Origin of the sequence: Flavobacterium sp. ENC (genome assembly GCF_020991415.1) — a bacterium.
GTDB lineage: Bacteria > Bacteroidota > Bacteroidia > Flavobacteriales > Flavobacteriaceae > Flavobacterium.
On record NZ_JAJMOY010000002.1, the window covers coordinates 357,890 to 375,042 of the forward strand.

Consider the following 17,153-nt stretch of genomic DNA (forward strand, 5'->3'; position numbering starts at 1 on the left):
AACTAATGGAAGCAAAAGAGCAGATAAGAACAATTCAGTTCAGGAATGTATTAGAAACAGACCATCATAAGCATATCTTTTCTAATACTAAAAAGTCAGTTTCTCTTTATAAAAAGAGCATGAAAAAAGCAATTAAGTTAATTGCGAATCATTTAGAAAACAGGGATACGCCTTTTACAGGAACTAGTATTACTTCAATCAGGGAAAAAATAGATGCCATCGGGCTGGAAGAAAACTTCGAAGGAAAGAGCCTGGATTATGTTTTGGACGAATTGAAAGCTATTTATCTGAATGATTGTATTCATTTTCATGACCCCAAATATATTGCGCATCTCAATTGTCCGATTCTGACACCTACATTGGTGGCGGAAGCCTTCATTTCCTCTTTAAATTCCTCCATGGATACCTGGGATCAGAGCACTGGAGCCACTTTTATAGAATTGAAACTGGTCGAATGGACGATTGAAAAACTGGGCTATCCTCAAAGAGCCGACGGAATTTTCACCAGCGGTGGAACACAATCGAATATGATGGGACTGCTCCTGGCACGCGATCATTATATAAAAACACATTACGATATTGATCCAAAAATGGACGGGCTTCCGGCGGATGCCTCAAAGTTCAGGGTTTTATGTTCTGAAGTAAGTCATTTTAGCTTAAAAAAGAATTTAAGCTTATTGGGATTAGGTCAGAATGCCGTAGTTCCGGTAGCGGTTGACACTGATTTTAAAATGAATGTCCACGCACTGAAAAAAGTAATTCAGCAACAGAAAGATCTGGGAAATATTCCGATTGCCATTGTCGGTACAGCGGGAACGACAGATTTTGGTTCAATAGATCCCTTAACTGAAATTGCAGCAATAGCAGCAGAAAACAAATTATGGTTTCACGTAGATGCCGCTTATGGAGGAGGATTACTGATAAGTGAAAAGCATCAGAATAAATTAGCCGGAATCGAACTTTCGGATTCTGTGACCATCGATTATCACAAAACATTTTACCAGCCCGTAAGTTCCAGCGGCTTTTTTATGAGGGACAAATCGTATGTCGATTATATCAAATACCACGCAGATTACCTGAACTCCAAAGAACAGGAAGACGAAGGAATTCCGAACATGGTCAAAAAATCCATCCAGACCACCCGCAGATTTGATGCCCTGAAATTATGGTTTACCTTAAGAATCATTGGTACGAAAGGACTAAGCACCTACATGGAAAAAGCCATCGATAATGCCCTGTTTACCGCAAATTTACTAAGAAACAGAGACGATTTCGAACTGATTCATCATCCGGAAATCAGCACCATTGTATTTCGTTACACGCCCTGGAAAGCAGACGAAAGATCCTTCTGCGGCTTAAACAGTTATATTCGAAAAGCCATTTTTAACGAAGGGAAAGCCATTATCACCAGTACCAAAGTCTACAACGAAGTATTCCTGAAATTCACCTTGCTTAATCCGCTTACCACTCCTGCCGATATCGAAGAAATTATTGCTTTAATCGTTTCTCACGGTCAGGAATATTCATTGATAAATTAATACCCATTATGGAAAATAAAATATACGACTTTATAGCTGTTGGTGTCGGACCTTTTAATCTGGGCTTAGCCTGTCTGACCGCACCCATTGAGAACCTTGACGGTTTATTCTTTGATAAAAATGATTCTTTCAACTGGCATCCGGGAATGCTTTTGCAGGATACCACGCTGCAGATTCCTTTTCTGGCAGATTTGGTGACACTTGCCGATCCGACAAGCCCGTTTAGCTTTCTGAATTACATCAAAGAACAGGGAAAAATGTACTCGTTTTACATTCGTGAAAACTTTTTGTTATTGCGAAACGAATACAATCAGTATTGCCAGTGGGCGATTAAAAAACTGCCAAATGTATTTTTCAATACTGAAGTATCAACGATTGAATACGATGAAAATCAGTCCCTTTATATTGTAAAAACAGTTTGTACGAAAACCAATGCCGTCAACTTCTACCAAACCAGAAAACTGGTACTGGGAACCGGGACAGCGCCTCATATTCCGAAATCCTGCAAAGCGCTTAAAGGAAAAGCAGTGCATTCTTCCGGATACCTTCAGAACAAAGCGGCGCTTCAAAAACAAAAATCAATCACGGTATTGGGAAGCGGACAAAGTGCTGCCGAAGTATTTAACGATTTACTGCAGGAAATCGATGTGTACGGCTATCAGCTGAACTGGATTACGCGTTCGTCCCGTTTTTTCCCGATGGACTACAGCAAACTTACCTTAGAAATGACTTCTCCGGAATATGTGGACTATTTCTACAGCCTTCCGTCACAAAAAAGAGATTCCCTGCTTAAAGACCAGAAACTGCTTTACAAAGGAATCAATAAAGATTTGATCGGAACCATTTTCGATACCATTTACACTAAAAAAGTAGTGACCGAAATAGATGTGAATTTAAGAACAAATGCAGCCTGTATTAAAGCAGATTACGACGAGGATAAGCAGTCTTTCGAATTGGAATTGCATCAGGTCGAACTGGACAAAAAATACCGTCATACCACCGACGCACTGGTTTTGGCAACCGGTTACGGTTATGAGCTGCCGCGTTTTATAGAAGGTATTTCATCCAGAATCCAATGGGACGAAAAAGGACGTTTTGATGCCAACAGAAATTACAGTATTGACAAAAACGGAGGCGAAATTTTTGTGCAGAATGCGGAACTGCACACGCACGGGTTTGTGACACCGGATTTGGGGATGGCCTGTTATCGCAATTCCTATATCATAAAAGAAATCACAGGTACAGAGCACTATAAAGTAGAAACCAAAATAGCTTTTCAGGAATTTGGGGTTGCCGTATCTGAGACAATTGAATCGAATGTATTTGAAGAAATAGCCTAATTATAAAACGATGGAAACACAACAAAAAAAGAGAATTTTAGCGATTGATATTGCCAGGGGAATGAGTGTGATTTTTATGATGATGATTCATACCATGCTGATTTACGGCACTATTCCGACACAAACCCATACCATTTTGGGAGAAATTACCTTATGGCTGGGCAGGGGAACAACGATGTTTTTGGTAAGTATGGGAATTTCATTTGTATTGTCCAGAAGACAAAGTTTTCAGAAAGTATGCAAAAGAGGTTTGTACATTTTAGGAATTGGATACGGAATGAACTTCCTGAAATTCCTGGTACCCGAATTTATATTTGGCGGACTGCCGGAAGCTTTTGTGAGCGCTTACGGATTGCAATCGGGAACGCTGCAAACCGGAATATTCTTTTTGCTTTTAGGAGACATTCTGCAACTCGCCGGTGTAACGCTGTTTATCATGGGAATTATCAACCATTTCAGCAAAAGTAAATACGTTCCGTTAATCGTGGCTCTGGCCATTATCGCAATTTCTAAGGAAGTCAGCGGTTTAAGGGTTGGAATTGTAGGAGTAGACTATATCTGCGACTTGTTTTTCAGCAACCAGTTTAATGTGTATTTCCCTGTTTTCCCGTGGAGTGCTTTTATTCTGTTAGGCATGTTCTTAGGAAGATGGTACAAAGAACTGGAAGAAAATCAACCTGTATTTTTCAGGAAAATGTTAGGGCTCGGTTTTGCTTTTATGGCAATCGGAGGTGTATTGAATTTTAGCAATTACGAATATCACTTTGGGGATTACTATCATTTAGGACCGGGCGGAAGTATTTTACTTCTGGGTGCTACTATGGTTTTTTTCTGGCTGATCAATTTTGTCGTGAATTTATTTAGAGAAGACAACCCTGTTTTTAAAGGACTTATTTTCTGCAGTAAAAATGTAACCAGTTTGTATGTCATTCAATGGGTGCTGATCAATTGGGGCATGTATGTGATTGGTTTTTGGGAACACGACCAACTCACGGTTTTAGCTTTGTTTCCAGTGGTGATAGGGCTGAGCATTTCGATTCAGCTGGTCTACAATTCAGTTCGTGAGCAATGGCGTGAAAAATGGGCGACAGCACCTTTAATCAATTAATTAAAAGAGTACAGAAATGAATTTATACAATGGAAAACGGGTGATAAAAGGATCGTTGAATCCTATTTATACGATTACGATTCCGGAATTTGGCACCATTGATTTTCGCCCATTACAGCTGGATCTTGATACTGAAATCATTCACGATTGGGTCAATCGCGATTACGCACAATATTGGGGCATGCAGGGAAAATCGGTGGAAGAAGTACGTACCGAATATGAAAAACTAAGCAGTGAATCCGATATTTTTATCGGACTTGTCAATGGCGAAGTTTCCTTTTTACTGGAACGTTACAATCCAAAACTGGACATTATCGGCAATTATTATCCGGTTCAGGATTACGATTGCGGAATGCACGTTATCGTGGCACCCTGCACGAAATACATTCCGCAATTTACCTGGCATATTTTCTCGGGAATTATGAAATTTATTTTCAGTGACCTCAAAGTGCAGCGCATTCTGGTAGAACCCGATATTCGAAATAAAAAAATGTTCGAAATCTGCCACAGGGTTGGTTTTGTCGATTCAGAAGTAGTGCAGTTACCGCATAAAACAGCCTTGCTGGCTTTCTGTAACCGGGATCAGTTCATCAAAAAAACAAATTTATTTAACCTCAATTATATTGAAATGAATAATGAAAATCAAATAGAATTTCCGGAAAATGCTATTGCGCACATTCAGCCCGAAGTATGGGAAAAAGCCAATCGGTTATTGGTTAAAAAAGCGCTTTGTGAGTTTTCACATGAGTCTTTAATTACACCCATTCAGGAAGAAAGTAATGAAGCGGAAAATCAGTATGCGCTGGTATCCGATAATGGCAAAACTGTATATCGATTTACGGCACAATTGCTGGCTTTAAATCATTTGAATATTGAGTTGCAATCCATTTCAAAAACGCAAAACGGGGAAACAGCCATTTTAGATGCCGTGGAATTTATTCAGGAATTCAAAAGCAACTTAGGCATTTCAGATCAGTTATTGCCTTCTTATATCGAAGAAATCATCAGCACTTTATACGGAAGCGCTTATAAATTATTAAAGGAAAATTCCACTTCAAAATCCCTGGCCAATTCTGATTTCCAGACCATCGAACAGTCCATGATGGAAGGCCATCCCGGATTTGTGGCCAACAACGGGCGTATCGGTTACAACAGCATGGATTATAAAGCCTATGCACCCGAAACAGGAAATCCGTTTAAAATGATCTGGCTGGCCGGTCACCGCGACAGAACCGTTTATGCAGGGACAAAAAAACTGGATTACCAAACCCTGATCCAACAGGAATTGGGAACCGAAACACTGGCTCATTTTAATAGTATTATCACGAAAAAAGGAGCAGACCCGAAAGACTATTTCTTTATTCCCGTCCATCCGTGGCAATGGTTCAATAAACTGGCGAATTTATTTTCACCGGAAATTGCCAAAGGAAAACTGATTTGTGTGGGTTATGGCCCGGATTTATATCAGGCACAACAGTCGATCCGAACTTTGTTTAATTTAAGCAATCCTAAAAAGTTCTATACCAAAACTTCACTCTCGATCCTCAATATGGGATTCATGCGTGGTTTGCCCGTATTTTATCTGGGTACTGCGCCCGAAATGGCCGAATGGTTAGACGCCTTAGTAAGCAAGGACGAATACCTGCAAAAAGTAGGCTTCGGGATGCTGGGCGAAGTGGCTTCGGTAAGTTACATCAATCCGTATTTTGAGGAATTCGGAAAACACAATCCCTACAACAAAATGATTGCTTCGTTATGGAGGGAAAGCCCTGTAGCCAAGCTCGAAAACGACGAACAACTGATGACCATGGCCGCTTTTTTACACTTGGATAAAGACGGAAACGCATTGGTTTCAGAAATTATAAAAGCTTCCGGACTGTCGATAGACAATTGGCTGACGGAATATTTCAAAGTGTACCTAAGCCCTTTATTGCATTGTTTTTACCAATACGATTTGGTGTTTATGCCGCATGGTGAAAACCTTATATTAGGATTGGAAAATCACGTTCCGGTGCGTTCTTTCATGAAAGATATTACCGAAGAAGCCGTGATCCTGAACCCGGATGTTATGATTCCGAAAAATATTGAAAGAATCTACGCAGAAGTACCGGAAGAGGTCAAATTGCTTTCTGTTTTCATAGATGTTTTTGACGGTTTTTTCCGCTTCCTGTCGGCTATTTTAGTGAGCAGCGACGGTTATGACGAAAAACGTTTCTGGGAATTGGTAGCCGATTGCATTTCGGATTATCAGGAGGCAAATCTGCATCTGGCTTCCAAATTTGAACAATATGATTTGTTTGCCGATGAATTTCAATTGTCCTGCCTGAACCGCCTGCAGCTGAACAACAACAAGACCATGATCGACCTGGATGATCCGGTGGCTTTGCTGCAATTTCAGGGAAAACTGCAAAATCCGATCGCTCCGTATAAAAAAATAACAGCTTAATTCCACAACAGATGACTGATACAATACTAACGCATCCTGAAAATAAAGCCGTTACCGAAATTGTTTTTGTAAAAACGATTCCGGGCTTAGGTGTTTTTGAGCTTCGTCCGATAGATCTGGAAGCCGATATTCCGCTGCTGCACAATTGGGTCAATCGCGAGTATGCGGTGTACTGGGGCATGAACGGATTTTCGGTGCAGGAGGTATACGATTCGTACCGTAAAATTCTCGAAAAAACCGATGTCTATATGGGGATTTTCAATGGCACTGTTTCTTTTCTGTTAGAATGTTATAATCCGGAAGAAGACAGTATCGGCGACTATTATAAAGTCGAAAAAGGGGACAGGGGCATGCATATTCTCGTAGCGCCTTTCGAAAAAGCGATTAACAATTTTACGTGGTCAATTTTTACCGTGATCCTTGATTTTATTTTTTGCGATGCCCAGAACCAGCGCGTCGTGGTGGAACCGGATGCCCGCAATCATAAAATTCATTTACTGAATAAAAAAGCGGGATTTGTTTTTCAGACCCTGCTGGATCTTCCGCACAAACAAGCACATTTGGAATTTTGCACACGTGAAGACTATTACAAGGCTTTACAGTCGATTTAAATTAAAAAGAAAATGGAAATACCCACTAAAAGTATTGCACATATTACCAAGAAGAACTGGGACAAAGCCAATGTACTTTTGCTAAAGAAAACGATAGGCGAATTTGCACACGAATTGCTCATTGTTCCAACACTAAAAAACGGAAAAACCTATGGTTTGTTTTCGCCCGATAAAACTTTCGAATATACCTTTGAAGCTTCTGTTCTGGCATTAAACCACTGGTCGGTTTCGGCTGAATCCATCAAAAAGAAAACAGCAGGCGGGAAAGAAGTTCCGTTGCGCTTACTGGAATTTTTAATTGAATTTAAAGATGTTTTAGGCATTGACGAAGCGCTTTTGCCAACCTATTTAGAAGAAATTACCAGCACTTTATACAGCACCGCGTACAAAATTGACAACGAAAAATATTCGGCCGAAGCATTGGTAGGACAGGATTATCAGGTGATCGAACACGCCATGACCGAAGGGCATCCGTGTTTTGTGGCCAACAGCGGAAAAAACGGTTTCAATATTGATGATTTTGCGCAGTTTTCACCCGAAGCCAATGCGCCACTGCAGTTGTTATGGCTGGCCGGGCACAGGAGCAGGGCGACTTTCTCCGGAATTGAGAATTTGGATTATAAAAAAGTACTGGCCCAGGAATTGCCTCCAGACACCATCGTTTCTTTTGAAAATGTAATGGAGTCGAAAGGTTTAAACAGTGAGGAATATTACTTTTTCCCGGTGCATCCGTGGCAATGGTTCAATAAACTGGCGCTTATTTTTACTCCTGATATTGCCGAAGGCCATCTGGTTTGCCTCGGTTACGGAAACGATACGTATTCGCCACAGCAGTCGATCCGTACGTTTTTTAATACCACTGCTCCCGAGAAATTTTATGTCAAAACCGCCCTTTCGGTCATCAATATGGGCTTTATGCGTGGTTTGTCGCCGTATTATATGGAAAGCACGCCTACGATTACCGAATGGGTCGCCGATGTGGTCGAAAATGATGCTTATCTGCAACAAAAAGGATTTACTTTATTAGGCGAAGTGGCCACCATTGGCTACCGAAATTTCCTGTACGAGCCGCTCGGACGAAGCCTTCCGCACAACAAAATGCTGGCTGCTTTGTGGCGCGAAAGCCCCATTCCGAAATTGTCAAAAGGCCAGCAAATCATGACTATGGCCGCCTTACTTCATGTCGATCAGGCCGGTAATTCTTTGGTGTCTGAATTGATCAAAGCCTCCGGAATCAGTCCAAAATCATGGATTAAAAGCTATCTCAATGCGTACCTTTCGCCTTTACTGCATTGTTTTTACGAACACGAAATGGTTTTCATGCCACACGGCGAAAACCTGATTCTGGTGTTTGAAAACCATGTTCCCGTAAAGGCCATTATGAAAGATATTACTGAGGAAGTAATGGTGTTTAATACCAAAAGGGAACTGCCGGAAAAAGCAAAACGCATTCAGATTGACATGAACGAACCACTAAAGATTTTGTGTCTGTTCAATGATGTTTTTCAGTTTTATTTCCGTTTTCTTTCGGCTATTTTATCCGAATCGGGGACACTGCCTGAAAGTGATTTTTGGGAAGAAGTCGCGAATTGTATCCACGAATACCAGGAAATACATCCGCAGCTGGAAGAGCAGTTTAAAAAGTACAATCTGTTTTTTCCCGAATTTGATTCCTGCTGCCTGAACCGCCTGCAATTGCGAAACAACAAGCAAATGCTCGACCTGGCTTCGCCCATAGAAAGCCTTCAGTTTGTGGGAAAATTAAAAAACCCGATTTCGGCTTTCATACCCAAAGACAAACTTTCGGCAGCATTTTAACTGGGCTGAAAGGTTTGTTTTAACTGGTTTTCTTTCCGGATTAAGCTCCGGGAAGAAAACTGTATTTTATAGAATTAAAAAAGAATTATGTTATATCTCACAAGGTCGGTAAAGTCAATTCGCGGTACGTTGGATCGTTTGTCTGAAGTTTTGAAAAAGGCTGAATCATTTGATTTTACGTCCGGAAGCATTAAAAAAGCCATTATCATCCTGTCGGTTCCGATGGTATTGGAAATGGTCATGGAATCGGTATTTGCGTTGGTCGATTTGTATTTCGTGGGACATTTAGTAGAAAGCAATCACGCGATTCAGATTGTCGGTTTAACCGAATCGCTGTTTGCCATTATTTATTCCATCGCCATAGGTATAAGTATTGCCACCACTGCCATTGTAGCCCGGCGCATTGGGGAAAAAGAAGCCACCGAAGCCGCAAAATCGGGCGTTCAGGCTATTGTAATCGCCATCTTGATTAATTTGCTGATCAGTATTCCGGGCTTTATTTATGCTAAAGAAATACTGCAATTAATGGGCGCTTCGGCATCATCTATCGTTTATGGTGCCATCTATACCCGAATTATGATTGCCGGAAGTGTAGTTGTCATGCTGATCTTTCTGATCAACGGAATCTTCCGCGGTGCCGGAAATGCCATCATCGCCATGAAAAGTTTATGGATTGCCAATATTTCGAATATCATTCTTTGCCCCATCTTAATAAATGGTTTTTTGTTTATTCCACCAATGGGAATCATGGGAGCCGCCATTGCCACTACTGCCGGAAGAGCGATTGGAGTGGTCTATCAGTGTTATTTTCTCTTTTACGGAAAAGGAATTTTAAAAATAAAAGGAAGCTATTTTATTCCGGATCTCAAACTAATTCAGGCCATTATAAAACTCGCCACACCCGGAGTTTTGCAGTATGTAATCGCCTCGTGCAGCTGGATTTTCCTGGCGAATCTTGTCGCCACCACCGGAGGTGCTTATGCGTCTTCGGGCTATCAGACGGCGATCCGGATTATGATGTTTTTTATCCTGCCCGCCTGGGGACTCAGTAATGCTGCCGCGACTTTGGTAGGGCAGAACCTCGGAGCCAAAAAAGTAGACCGGGCCGAAAAATCGGTTTATAAAACCGCCAAATACAACATGCTCTTTATGGGCTTTATCATGCTCATTTGCTTTTTTAGCGCTCATTACCTGATTTCCTTTTTTACAGACGATGCCGAAATTGTAAAAATTGCCGTCAATGCCCTGCAGATTATGAGTATCGGCTTTATTTTTTATGGTTTGGGAATGGTTTTAAACAACACGTTCAACGGGGCAGGCGATACCTGGACCCCCACGTGGATTAACATTTTTGGGTTCTGGATCTTCCAGATTCCGTTTGCGTATCTTTTGGTTCACTATTATAAATTAGGGCCAGTAGGCGTTTTTATAGCCATTCCGGTGGCAGAAACTCTTATTACGGTTTTGAGTGTGATTGTTTACAGAAGGGGGAACTGGAAGCGGATCGCGATTTGAAATAAGTTATCGTGTACCTAATTTGTCATTCCGAGGAACGAAGGAATCGCATCAGGTATTCCTTTTGACAGCAAGAGGAAATTGTAAGATAGCCATTTGAAAATAATTAACAGACTAAAGTTTGCCGTGATCTGCAAACGAATAATAGTTTTCAGGACTAATAATCAAATGGTCTACAACATCAATATTGAGCATAGCACCCGCTTCCTTGATTTTTCGGGTAATCAGTGTATCGTTACGTGACGGAATGGTTTTGCCTGATGGGTGATTGTGAATCATAATAAGCCCTGAAGCATTGGCTTTGAGTGCCGCCGAAAACAATAACCGAAGGTCAACACGGGTTCCGGTTGTACTTCCCGAAGAGACTTCATAAACGCCCATTACTTTATTGGATTGGTTGAGCAACAGAATCTTAAACTGTTCGAAGAATTCTATTTTTCCCGGATCCCAGGTTTTTATGGCCAGTTCGTACGCTGCCTCCGAAGAGGTGATGTGCGGGCGTTCTGATGCTTTTACTTTGGTTTTGTAAATGAGTTCTATTTCTGATGCGATTTTCCAGTCTGGCTTTTCTTTTTTGGTTTTCATCATTTATTTTATTGTTTGAAATTCAATACTGCGAATGTAAGAAAAATCACTAACATATATGTCGTTGCTACTGTCTTTTTTTATCTGTCAATTTGAAATAATATGAAACAGATTAAAAACAATCAATTATTATCAGCAATGCGCAATGTTCTTAAGGAACTTAGGGCTGAAACAGGATTAAGTCAGGATGCAGTTATTACTGATATTTATGATTTAAAATCAACTACCATTAACTTGGCACGCATAGAAACAGGGGATGGTAATATTTCCCCTAGTACATTATTTATGTTATGCGAATATTATAAAATTTCAATTTCTAATTTTTTCAAGAGAGTTGAAGAAAAAGATAAAACTCTTATTATTAATTCTAAGAAGTAAGAAGTAAGAAGTTAATCAACTCCCAGCATTAATTTCTTCTGATTCTGCCAGTTTGGCATTTGTTTTTCTTACGTTATTTCTCCGTCACGTTACCGTCACCGCTCCGTCGCTCCTATACAGAAACTGTGTTGGCGAGTTTTTCCATGCAATCCGTGAGTGATGATGTTGTCTTACTTTCTCCCATAACTCACTACAATTAATTATTTTTTGATATAAAGAAGAAATAAAGATTTTTTCTTTATAAAATATTATTTTTCTTACTATTTTAAATTACTTTATTTTAATTTATAAAGTAATTTTCTTACTTTTAAAAAATATAGTACATTTGTGAAATGTAAATTTATTCATAGATTCTTACATGCATCTATAATAAATGTATTACAAAACCGAATTATAAATTAAAGCCGAATTGATTATGAAACTGGAATTATACCCTCCGAAAACCAGCATAACTACAAGCCCAATACCAAAAATTCATGAAAAATTTCAGCAAACTTCTTTTAGTTTTATTTCCGGCTATGGTCATTGGCCAGACAAAGACCCGGAACTATATTAAAACGGTGACGTACAAAACACCAAGTAGTACGACAATTGCAGATCCGACACCAGCCCAGACCTCTCAAAATACAACCTACTTTGATGGACTCGGAAGGCCGGTTCAGCAAATTGCCGTGCAGCAGTCTGCTACGGGAAAAGACATTGTAACCCCAATAGAATACGATGGTTTTGGAAGACAGGTAAAAGAATACCTTCCGTTTGCTTCTTCCCAGACCAATTCGGGGTATGTAGATCCAGCCACACTGTTACCGGATTTAAAGGTACAATACCAAACCCATTACGGGGCGGTAAATGCAAATCCGTATAGTGAGAAACAAGTAGAGGCCTCTCCCTTGAACCGTGTACTAAAACAGGCTGCTCCCGGAGACGACTGGAGCCTCAAATCCGGTCATGCCATCAAAATCGACTACCAGACCAATGTTGCCAATGAAGTCAGACTCTTTACGGCCACTGCTATCTGGAAGGCAGCTTCGGGTTTGCATGAAATCAGTCTTGAAAATGCAGGGACTTACGCCGCAGGAGAACTATACAAAACCATAACCTATGATGAGAATACCACTGCAAATCCAACGGAAACTTCGGGATCAACGGTAGAATTTAAAAATAAGGAAGGCCAGGTGGTGCTGAAAAGAACCTATGAGGCAGGCATTAAACATGATACATATTATGTATACGATATATACGGTAACCTGACGTATGTAATTCCGCCAAAAGCAACAGATCTTATTGGGACTGCCAAAGGCCTGCAGGCTGATGTAACTTCTACTGCAATCGTTGCTCCTGGGGCTTCCCTAATCCTCACGGCTTCCCATTCGATTCGATTAGTACCGGGATTTAATGCCAGGGCAGGCAGTACTTTTTCTGCTGTTATTGACAATGGCAATCAGGCGATCCTCGATAATTTATGCTATCAGTACAAATACGACTACCGCAACCGTATGGTCGAGAAAAAACTGCCGGGCAAACAATGGGAGTATATGGTGTATGATAAACTAGACCGTGTGGTGGCCACGGGACCCGCGAATTCCCCTTTTTCGGATCTTAGTTCAGCGGGATGGCTCATTACCAAATACGATGCTTTTGGGCGTCCTATTTATACCGGCTGGAACAATGTAAGCAGTACTTCTGCCACCAGAAAAACATTGCAGGACGCGCAAAACTCCGCCACGGTATTGTCCGAAACCAAACAAACCTCCGGAACCATTGACGGAGTGGCGGTCTATTACAGCAATGCCATAGCGCCCACTGCGTTTAAAGTACTGACCGTTAATTATTACGATGACTATGCTTTCCCGGGTGCCCGGAAGATGCCGGCCACCATAGAAAACCAGAGCGTTTTAACCAACGTAAAAGCACTGCCAACGGGAACATGGACCAGGGTGCCGACCACCACAGCCGAAATGCTGGGTGAAGGAAGCACTACTTTTTATGACCAAAAAGCCAGACCCATACGAGCCTATCACCTGAATCATCTGGGAGGTTATACCGCTACGGACAATAAAATTGATTTTATCGGAAAAACGTTGTATACCCTGACCCGGCACAAACGTACTTCCGCCGATACGGAAGTACTAATAAGGGAAGATTTCACCTACTCGCCCCAGGACCGGTTGCTGACCCACACCCATCAGGTCAACGGAGGAAAAGTACAGCTGATGGCCGATAATAGCTATGATGCACTGGGACAGTTAATCAGCAAGAAAACAGGAAACACTAGTGCTGTCCCGCTACAGAAAATCGATTACAGCTACAACATAAGAGGCTGGCTAACCGAAATCAATAAACCGGCTAACCTGCAGCAAGGCACGGATCCGCTGGATTTGTTCACCTTTAGAATCGGTTACAATACGCCAACCGCAAATATTGCAGGGGTGAGTGCATTATACAACGGCAATATCTCCGAGACACTCTGGAGAAGCGGATCCGACAATACGGAGCGCCGCTATGGCTATCAATACGATAAACTGAACCGGTTGAAAAATGCGATTTACGGAAAAAACGGTTTAACGACCAATGCTTATAATGAAAGTTTAACCTATGATAAAAACGGAAATATTCTGTCCCTGAAACGAAATGGAGACACAGACCCGCAAATACAACCCATAGGTACTGACGATCTAATGTATACTTATGCGGCCAGCTCCAACCAATTGGGCAACGTAACAGACAACAGCAACAATACCAGTGGTTTTAATGATTTCAACAAAACAGGCGATGATTATACCTACGATGCCAATGGCAATCTCATTACCGACAAGAATAAAAAAATCACGGCGATTACCTACAACCATCTTAACTTACCCACTAAGATTACCTTTGGTACGACCGGCCATATTGCGTACATTTACAATGCAAGTGGTCAGAAAACAGGAAAAACAGTTTTTAAAGCGGGAACCGTAGTTCGGAAACCCAGTACAACGATCACGGATTATTTGCAGGGAGGATTTCAATACAGTGCGTTGAATTCCAAAATATTCACGCTTGATTTTTTCCCCACCGCCGAGGGCTATGTACAACCTTCGGGAAGTTCTTACGAGTATGTTTATCAATACAAAGATCACTTGGGAAATGTGAGATTGAGTTACAGTGATAAGGATAATAATGGCATTGTAAACAATACCGAAATTATTGAAGAAAACAACTATTACCCTTTTGGGTTGACACATAAGGGGTATAATTCTTTGGTTACTTCTTCTAATTCGGGTCAAAAGTATAAGTATAATGGGAAAGAGCTGCAAGATGAGTTTTGGCTTAATATGTATGATTATGGTGCACGTAATTACGACCCTGCTTTAGGTAGATGGAATGTTATGGATGGTAAAGGAGAATTATATTTTAGTTATTCACCATATGTATATGCTTCTAATACACCTATTCAAGCTGTTGACCCCGATGGTAATCTTGTAATTTTTATAAATGGGATGCATGGAGGAGAAGGTGGTAAAACTGATTATTGGAGAACTTATGAAGATATCAGATATATGTCTGGAACAAATAGTTTTTTAGGTTTCAAATGGAATTCATATGGAAAATATAGAAGAGAAACTTCTGCTTTTGACAGTTCTATAATGAATCAACTTGGAGACCAAAAGGCTATTTACAGGGATGGTGCAATTGGTGGCACTAGGAATATTATTAATCAATATGGTACAATTGGTAGTAATATTTATGCTTCTGATAGAATAGCAGGCGGATATAGTCAAGGAAAAAAGGATGCTAAAACTATTATTGAAAATTTAGCAAGAGATAAGACTTCGGGCGAGATAGTTGAGACTATTAAAATTATCACTCATAGTATGGGTGGTGCTTATGGTAAAGGATATATAAAAGCCCTTAGAGATTATATAAGAACATTGCCTAAAGAACTCCAGTCTCAGATAAAAATTTCTCTAGTTGCTGATTTTGATCCTTTTCAAGCAGGTGATTTGGATGCAGGAAATAGTACTCCAACCTTTCAATTCGTTCATGTTGGAAATAAAAATATTTTAGGAATGGGATGGCTAGCAAATGAAGAGGAAAATGGGAATGTTAATGTTTATACTAATACAGGAACTAGTAATGATCATTCAATTATGACTTTCTTTAATGACATTAGTAAACTAGCTGAAGGAACATATAAATGGAATGGCAATAGCTGGGTAAAACAATAAAGTAATTATGAAAACAAAAATAGTTCTATATAGTGTCGTTTCAGTAATTATTATCGCTGTATTTATATATTTTAAAAATATATTTGGATGGTTAGAATTTAGAAGTAATAATTATACGAAGAAAGAATTTAAATCATTGGTAGAAGTTTCTAAAAAAGAGTATTCTGAAGACAGCTTGATTCTCGTATCAATAATTAGGGCCAGGATAAATAGCCATAAAGAGCCATACAATAATGCTATTATCATAAATGGAAATAAGGCATTTATAAATGATACTTTGAACAGAATATATATTGATAGTATTTTTTACAGTCCAAATTTTAATAAAATTGCTTTTTTAGTTATTATTGAAAATGATAATAAAAAATTATATAAAGGAATTACAAAAAATGAAGCATACAATTTAGAAAGACAAGGCAATTTACCTTACGAGGGTTCACATTTTGACGGTACTAGTTTTATCGCTAAAAAAAATAATAAAAATTTTGACGTATGCTCTTATGGACATTCTTTCATAAATTCAAAAACCTATAAAGAAAACTCAACTTTATTAAGAGAAGCTTGTTTAAATCATGTAGTGAAAAACAATAAAAAACAATGTATTTATAATTTTGATGATATACGTTTTTGGAGTTGTGAAGATTGGAATATATTGCTGCCAAATAAATAATCTAAATTGCGGATTTGTAATCCATGCCCAATGGTGATGGTTTTTATTTTGAAACTTTTATAAAAAATAAGTAATCTAATTGAGTATAAGTATAATGGAAAGGAGCTCCAAGATGAGCTAGGCTTGGGATGTATGACTTTGGCGCAAGAAGTTATAAATCCAGCACTTGGAAGATAGTTCATATAACTACGCTTTTAATAATCATATTTTTTTTATCAACAGCGATGGGTTTGAGCCCACTCCTGCGGCACTTGTACAAGCTGCAAAAAAAATATTAAAGAAATAAAGAATGAAAAAAGTATATTTATTACTTGTATTAGTTTTAATGGGTCTGAAATGCAATAGTCAAGTAAATAATTTTAAGGATTTAAAAACGGAAATTAAAGTAAAAACCTTTCCTGTTAAATATGAAAAAGTAATATTGAAAAATATTACTATAAATAAACCGATAATTTCTGATTTGTCATCTCAAAAGTTAATAGAAAAAATTATTTCAAAAGAATTAGTAAATAGATATTGTGAAGATAAAGATCGGGAATGTAAAATAAATGCAAAATGTGAAGTAGGACATTCTTCTAATGGATTTATAAGTTTAATGATAATTAGTACTACAATATTTCGCTCTCCACGAGATATTGAATCAATGGATTTTTATAATCTTATACGGCTAAAAAATGAATTGTTTTGGGTGAAATTAAATAGAACAAAAGATTTTGAAAATAGGGTGAAAAAAATTTTAGCAGTAAAAAGAACAAACCTTGAATGTAAATATCAATTAAAAGATGTGTTAATGGATTTATATTTTAAAGATGGATTATCTTATATAAATATATACAAAGATGAAGTTTGTAATTTATTAATTCCTATAGATTTAAAAAGCTCTGATTTGAAATATTTAAAATTAGAAAATAATAAAGTAAAATAGTTTTTTTTATT

Annotated in this window: 12 protein-coding genes; 11 read left to right on the forward strand and 1 reads right to left on the reverse strand. The window is 39.1% G+C overall.

Annotated elements, in window-relative coordinates; genetic code table 11:
* Nucleotides 1-5 precede the first annotated feature (5 nt).
* The 7 genes from LPB89_RS06380 to LPB89_RS06410 all read left to right on the forward strand — a co-directional run bounded on the left by LPB89_RS06380 (nt 6) and on the right by LPB89_RS06410 (nt 10,376).
* On the forward strand, nt 6-1,538 hold the full coding sequence (locus tag LPB89_RS06380) for an aspartate aminotransferase family protein (protein ID WP_230700934.1): 1,533 nt from the start codon (nt 6-8) through the stop codon (nt 1,536-1,538).
* Between the two features lie 8 nt (nt 1,539-1,546).
* Nucleotides 1,547-2,878: a lysine N(6)-hydroxylase/L-ornithine N(5)-oxygenase family protein gene (locus tag LPB89_RS06385; RefSeq protein ID WP_230700935.1), complete on the forward strand. Its 1,332-nt coding sequence runs from the start codon at nt 1,547-1,549 to the stop codon at nt 2,876-2,878.
* Between the two features lie 10 nt (nt 2,879-2,888).
* Nucleotides 2,889-3,986, forward strand: coding sequence for a heparan-alpha-glucosaminide N-acetyltransferase domain-containing protein (locus tag LPB89_RS06390; RefSeq protein ID WP_230700936.1), 1,098 nt, complete (start codon nt 2,889-2,891; stop codon nt 3,984-3,986).
* Between the two features lie 16 nt (nt 3,987-4,002).
* On the forward strand, nt 4,003-6,432 hold the full coding sequence (locus LPB89_RS06395) for a GNAT family N-acetyltransferase (protein WP_230700937.1): 2,430 nt from the start codon (nt 4,003-4,005) through the stop codon (nt 6,430-6,432).
* Nucleotides 6,433-6,443: 11 nt separating this feature from the next.
* A complete protein-coding gene (locus LPB89_RS06400; protein ID WP_230700938.1) occupies nt 6,444-7,043 on the forward strand; it encodes a GNAT family N-acetyltransferase in 600 nt (199 codons plus the stop codon).
* A 12-nt stretch (nt 7,044-7,055) separates the two neighbouring features.
* The gene (locus LPB89_RS06405; protein WP_230700939.1) at nt 7,056-8,861 is read left to right on the forward strand and encodes an IucA/IucC family siderophore biosynthesis protein; all 1,806 of its coding nucleotides are present in this window, start codon (nt 7,056-7,058) and stop codon (nt 8,859-8,861) included.
* 87 nt (nt 8,862-8,948) lie between these two features.
* Nucleotides 8,949-10,376, forward strand: coding sequence for an MATE family efflux transporter (locus LPB89_RS06410; RefSeq protein ID WP_230700940.1), 1,428 nt, complete (start codon nt 8,949-8,951; stop codon nt 10,374-10,376).
* Nucleotides 10,377-10,490: 114 nt separating this feature from the next.
* Here the strand turns inward: LPB89_RS06410 and LPB89_RS06415 are convergent, their stop codons facing one another.
* Complete coding sequence (locus LPB89_RS06415) at nt 10,491-10,961, reverse strand: RadC family protein (protein WP_230701390.1); 471 nt, start codon at nt 10,959-10,961, stop codon at nt 10,491-10,493.
* 102 nt (nt 10,962-11,063) lie between these two features.
* Here LPB89_RS06415 and LPB89_RS06420 point away from each other — a divergent pair, with 102 nt between their 5' ends.
* The 4 genes from LPB89_RS06420 (at nt 11,064) to LPB89_RS06435 (ending at nt 17,142) form a co-directional block, all read left to right on the forward strand.
* The gene (locus LPB89_RS06420) at nt 11,064-11,339 is read left to right on the forward strand and encodes a helix-turn-helix domain-containing protein (protein WP_230700941.1); all 276 of its coding nucleotides are present in this window, start codon (nt 11,064-11,066) and stop codon (nt 11,337-11,339) included.
* A gap of 476 nt (nt 11,340-11,815) precedes the next feature.
* A complete protein-coding gene (locus LPB89_RS06425; RefSeq protein WP_230700942.1) occupies nt 11,816-15,547 on the forward strand; it encodes a DUF6443 domain-containing protein in 3,732 nt (1,243 codons plus the stop codon).
* 7 nt (nt 15,548-15,554) lie between these two features.
* Nucleotides 15,555-16,217: a hypothetical protein gene (locus LPB89_RS06430; protein WP_230700943.1), complete on the forward strand. Its 663-nt coding sequence runs from the start codon at nt 15,555-15,557 to the stop codon at nt 16,215-16,217.
* A gap of 289 nt (nt 16,218-16,506) precedes the next feature.
* The gene (locus LPB89_RS06435; protein ID WP_230700944.1) at nt 16,507-17,142 is read left to right on the forward strand and encodes a hypothetical protein; all 636 of its coding nucleotides are present in this window, start codon (nt 16,507-16,509) and stop codon (nt 17,140-17,142) included.
* Nucleotides 17,143-17,153 lie beyond the last annotated feature (11 nt).

Excerpts from the sequence above, each read along its gene's own strand:
- LPB89_RS06380 (WP_230700934.1), top strand. The coding sequence starts at position 6 with ATGGAAGCAAAAGAGCAGATAAGAACAATTCAGTTCAGGAATGTATTA.
- LPB89_RS06385 (WP_230700935.1), top strand. The coding sequence starts at position 1,547 with ATGGAAAATAAAATATACGACTTTATAGCTGTTGGTGTCGGACCTTTT.
- LPB89_RS06390 (WP_230700936.1), top strand. The coding sequence starts at position 2,889 with ATGGAAACACAACAAAAAAAGAGAATTTTAGCGATTGATATTGCCAGG.
- LPB89_RS06395 (WP_230700937.1), top strand. The coding sequence starts at position 4,003 with ATGAATTTATACAATGGAAAACGGGTGATAAAAGGATCGTTGAATCCT.
- LPB89_RS06400 (WP_230700938.1), top strand. The coding sequence starts at position 6,444 with ATGACTGATACAATACTAACGCATCCTGAAAATAAAGCCGTTACCGAA.
- LPB89_RS06405 (WP_230700939.1), top strand. The coding sequence starts at position 7,056 with ATGGAAATACCCACTAAAAGTATTGCACATATTACCAAGAAGAACTGG.
- LPB89_RS06410 (WP_230700940.1), top strand. The coding sequence starts at position 8,949 with ATGTTATATCTCACAAGGTCGGTAAAGTCAATTCGCGGTACGTTGGAT.
- LPB89_RS06415 (WP_230701390.1), bottom strand. The coding sequence starts at position 10,961 with ATGAAAACCAAAAAAGAAAAGCCAGACTGGAAAATCGCATCAGAAATA.
- LPB89_RS06420 (WP_230700941.1), top strand. The coding sequence starts at position 11,064 with ATGAAACAGATTAAAAACAATCAATTATTATCAGCAATGCGCAATGTT.
- LPB89_RS06425 (WP_230700942.1), top strand. The coding sequence starts at position 11,816 with ATGAAAAATTTCAGCAAACTTCTTTTAGTTTTATTTCCGGCTATGGTC.
- LPB89_RS06430 (WP_230700943.1), top strand. The coding sequence starts at position 15,555 with ATGAAAACAAAAATAGTTCTATATAGTGTCGTTTCAGTAATTATTATC.
- LPB89_RS06435 (WP_230700944.1), top strand. The coding sequence starts at position 16,507 with ATGAAAAAAGTATATTTATTACTTGTATTAGTTTTAATGGGTCTGAAA.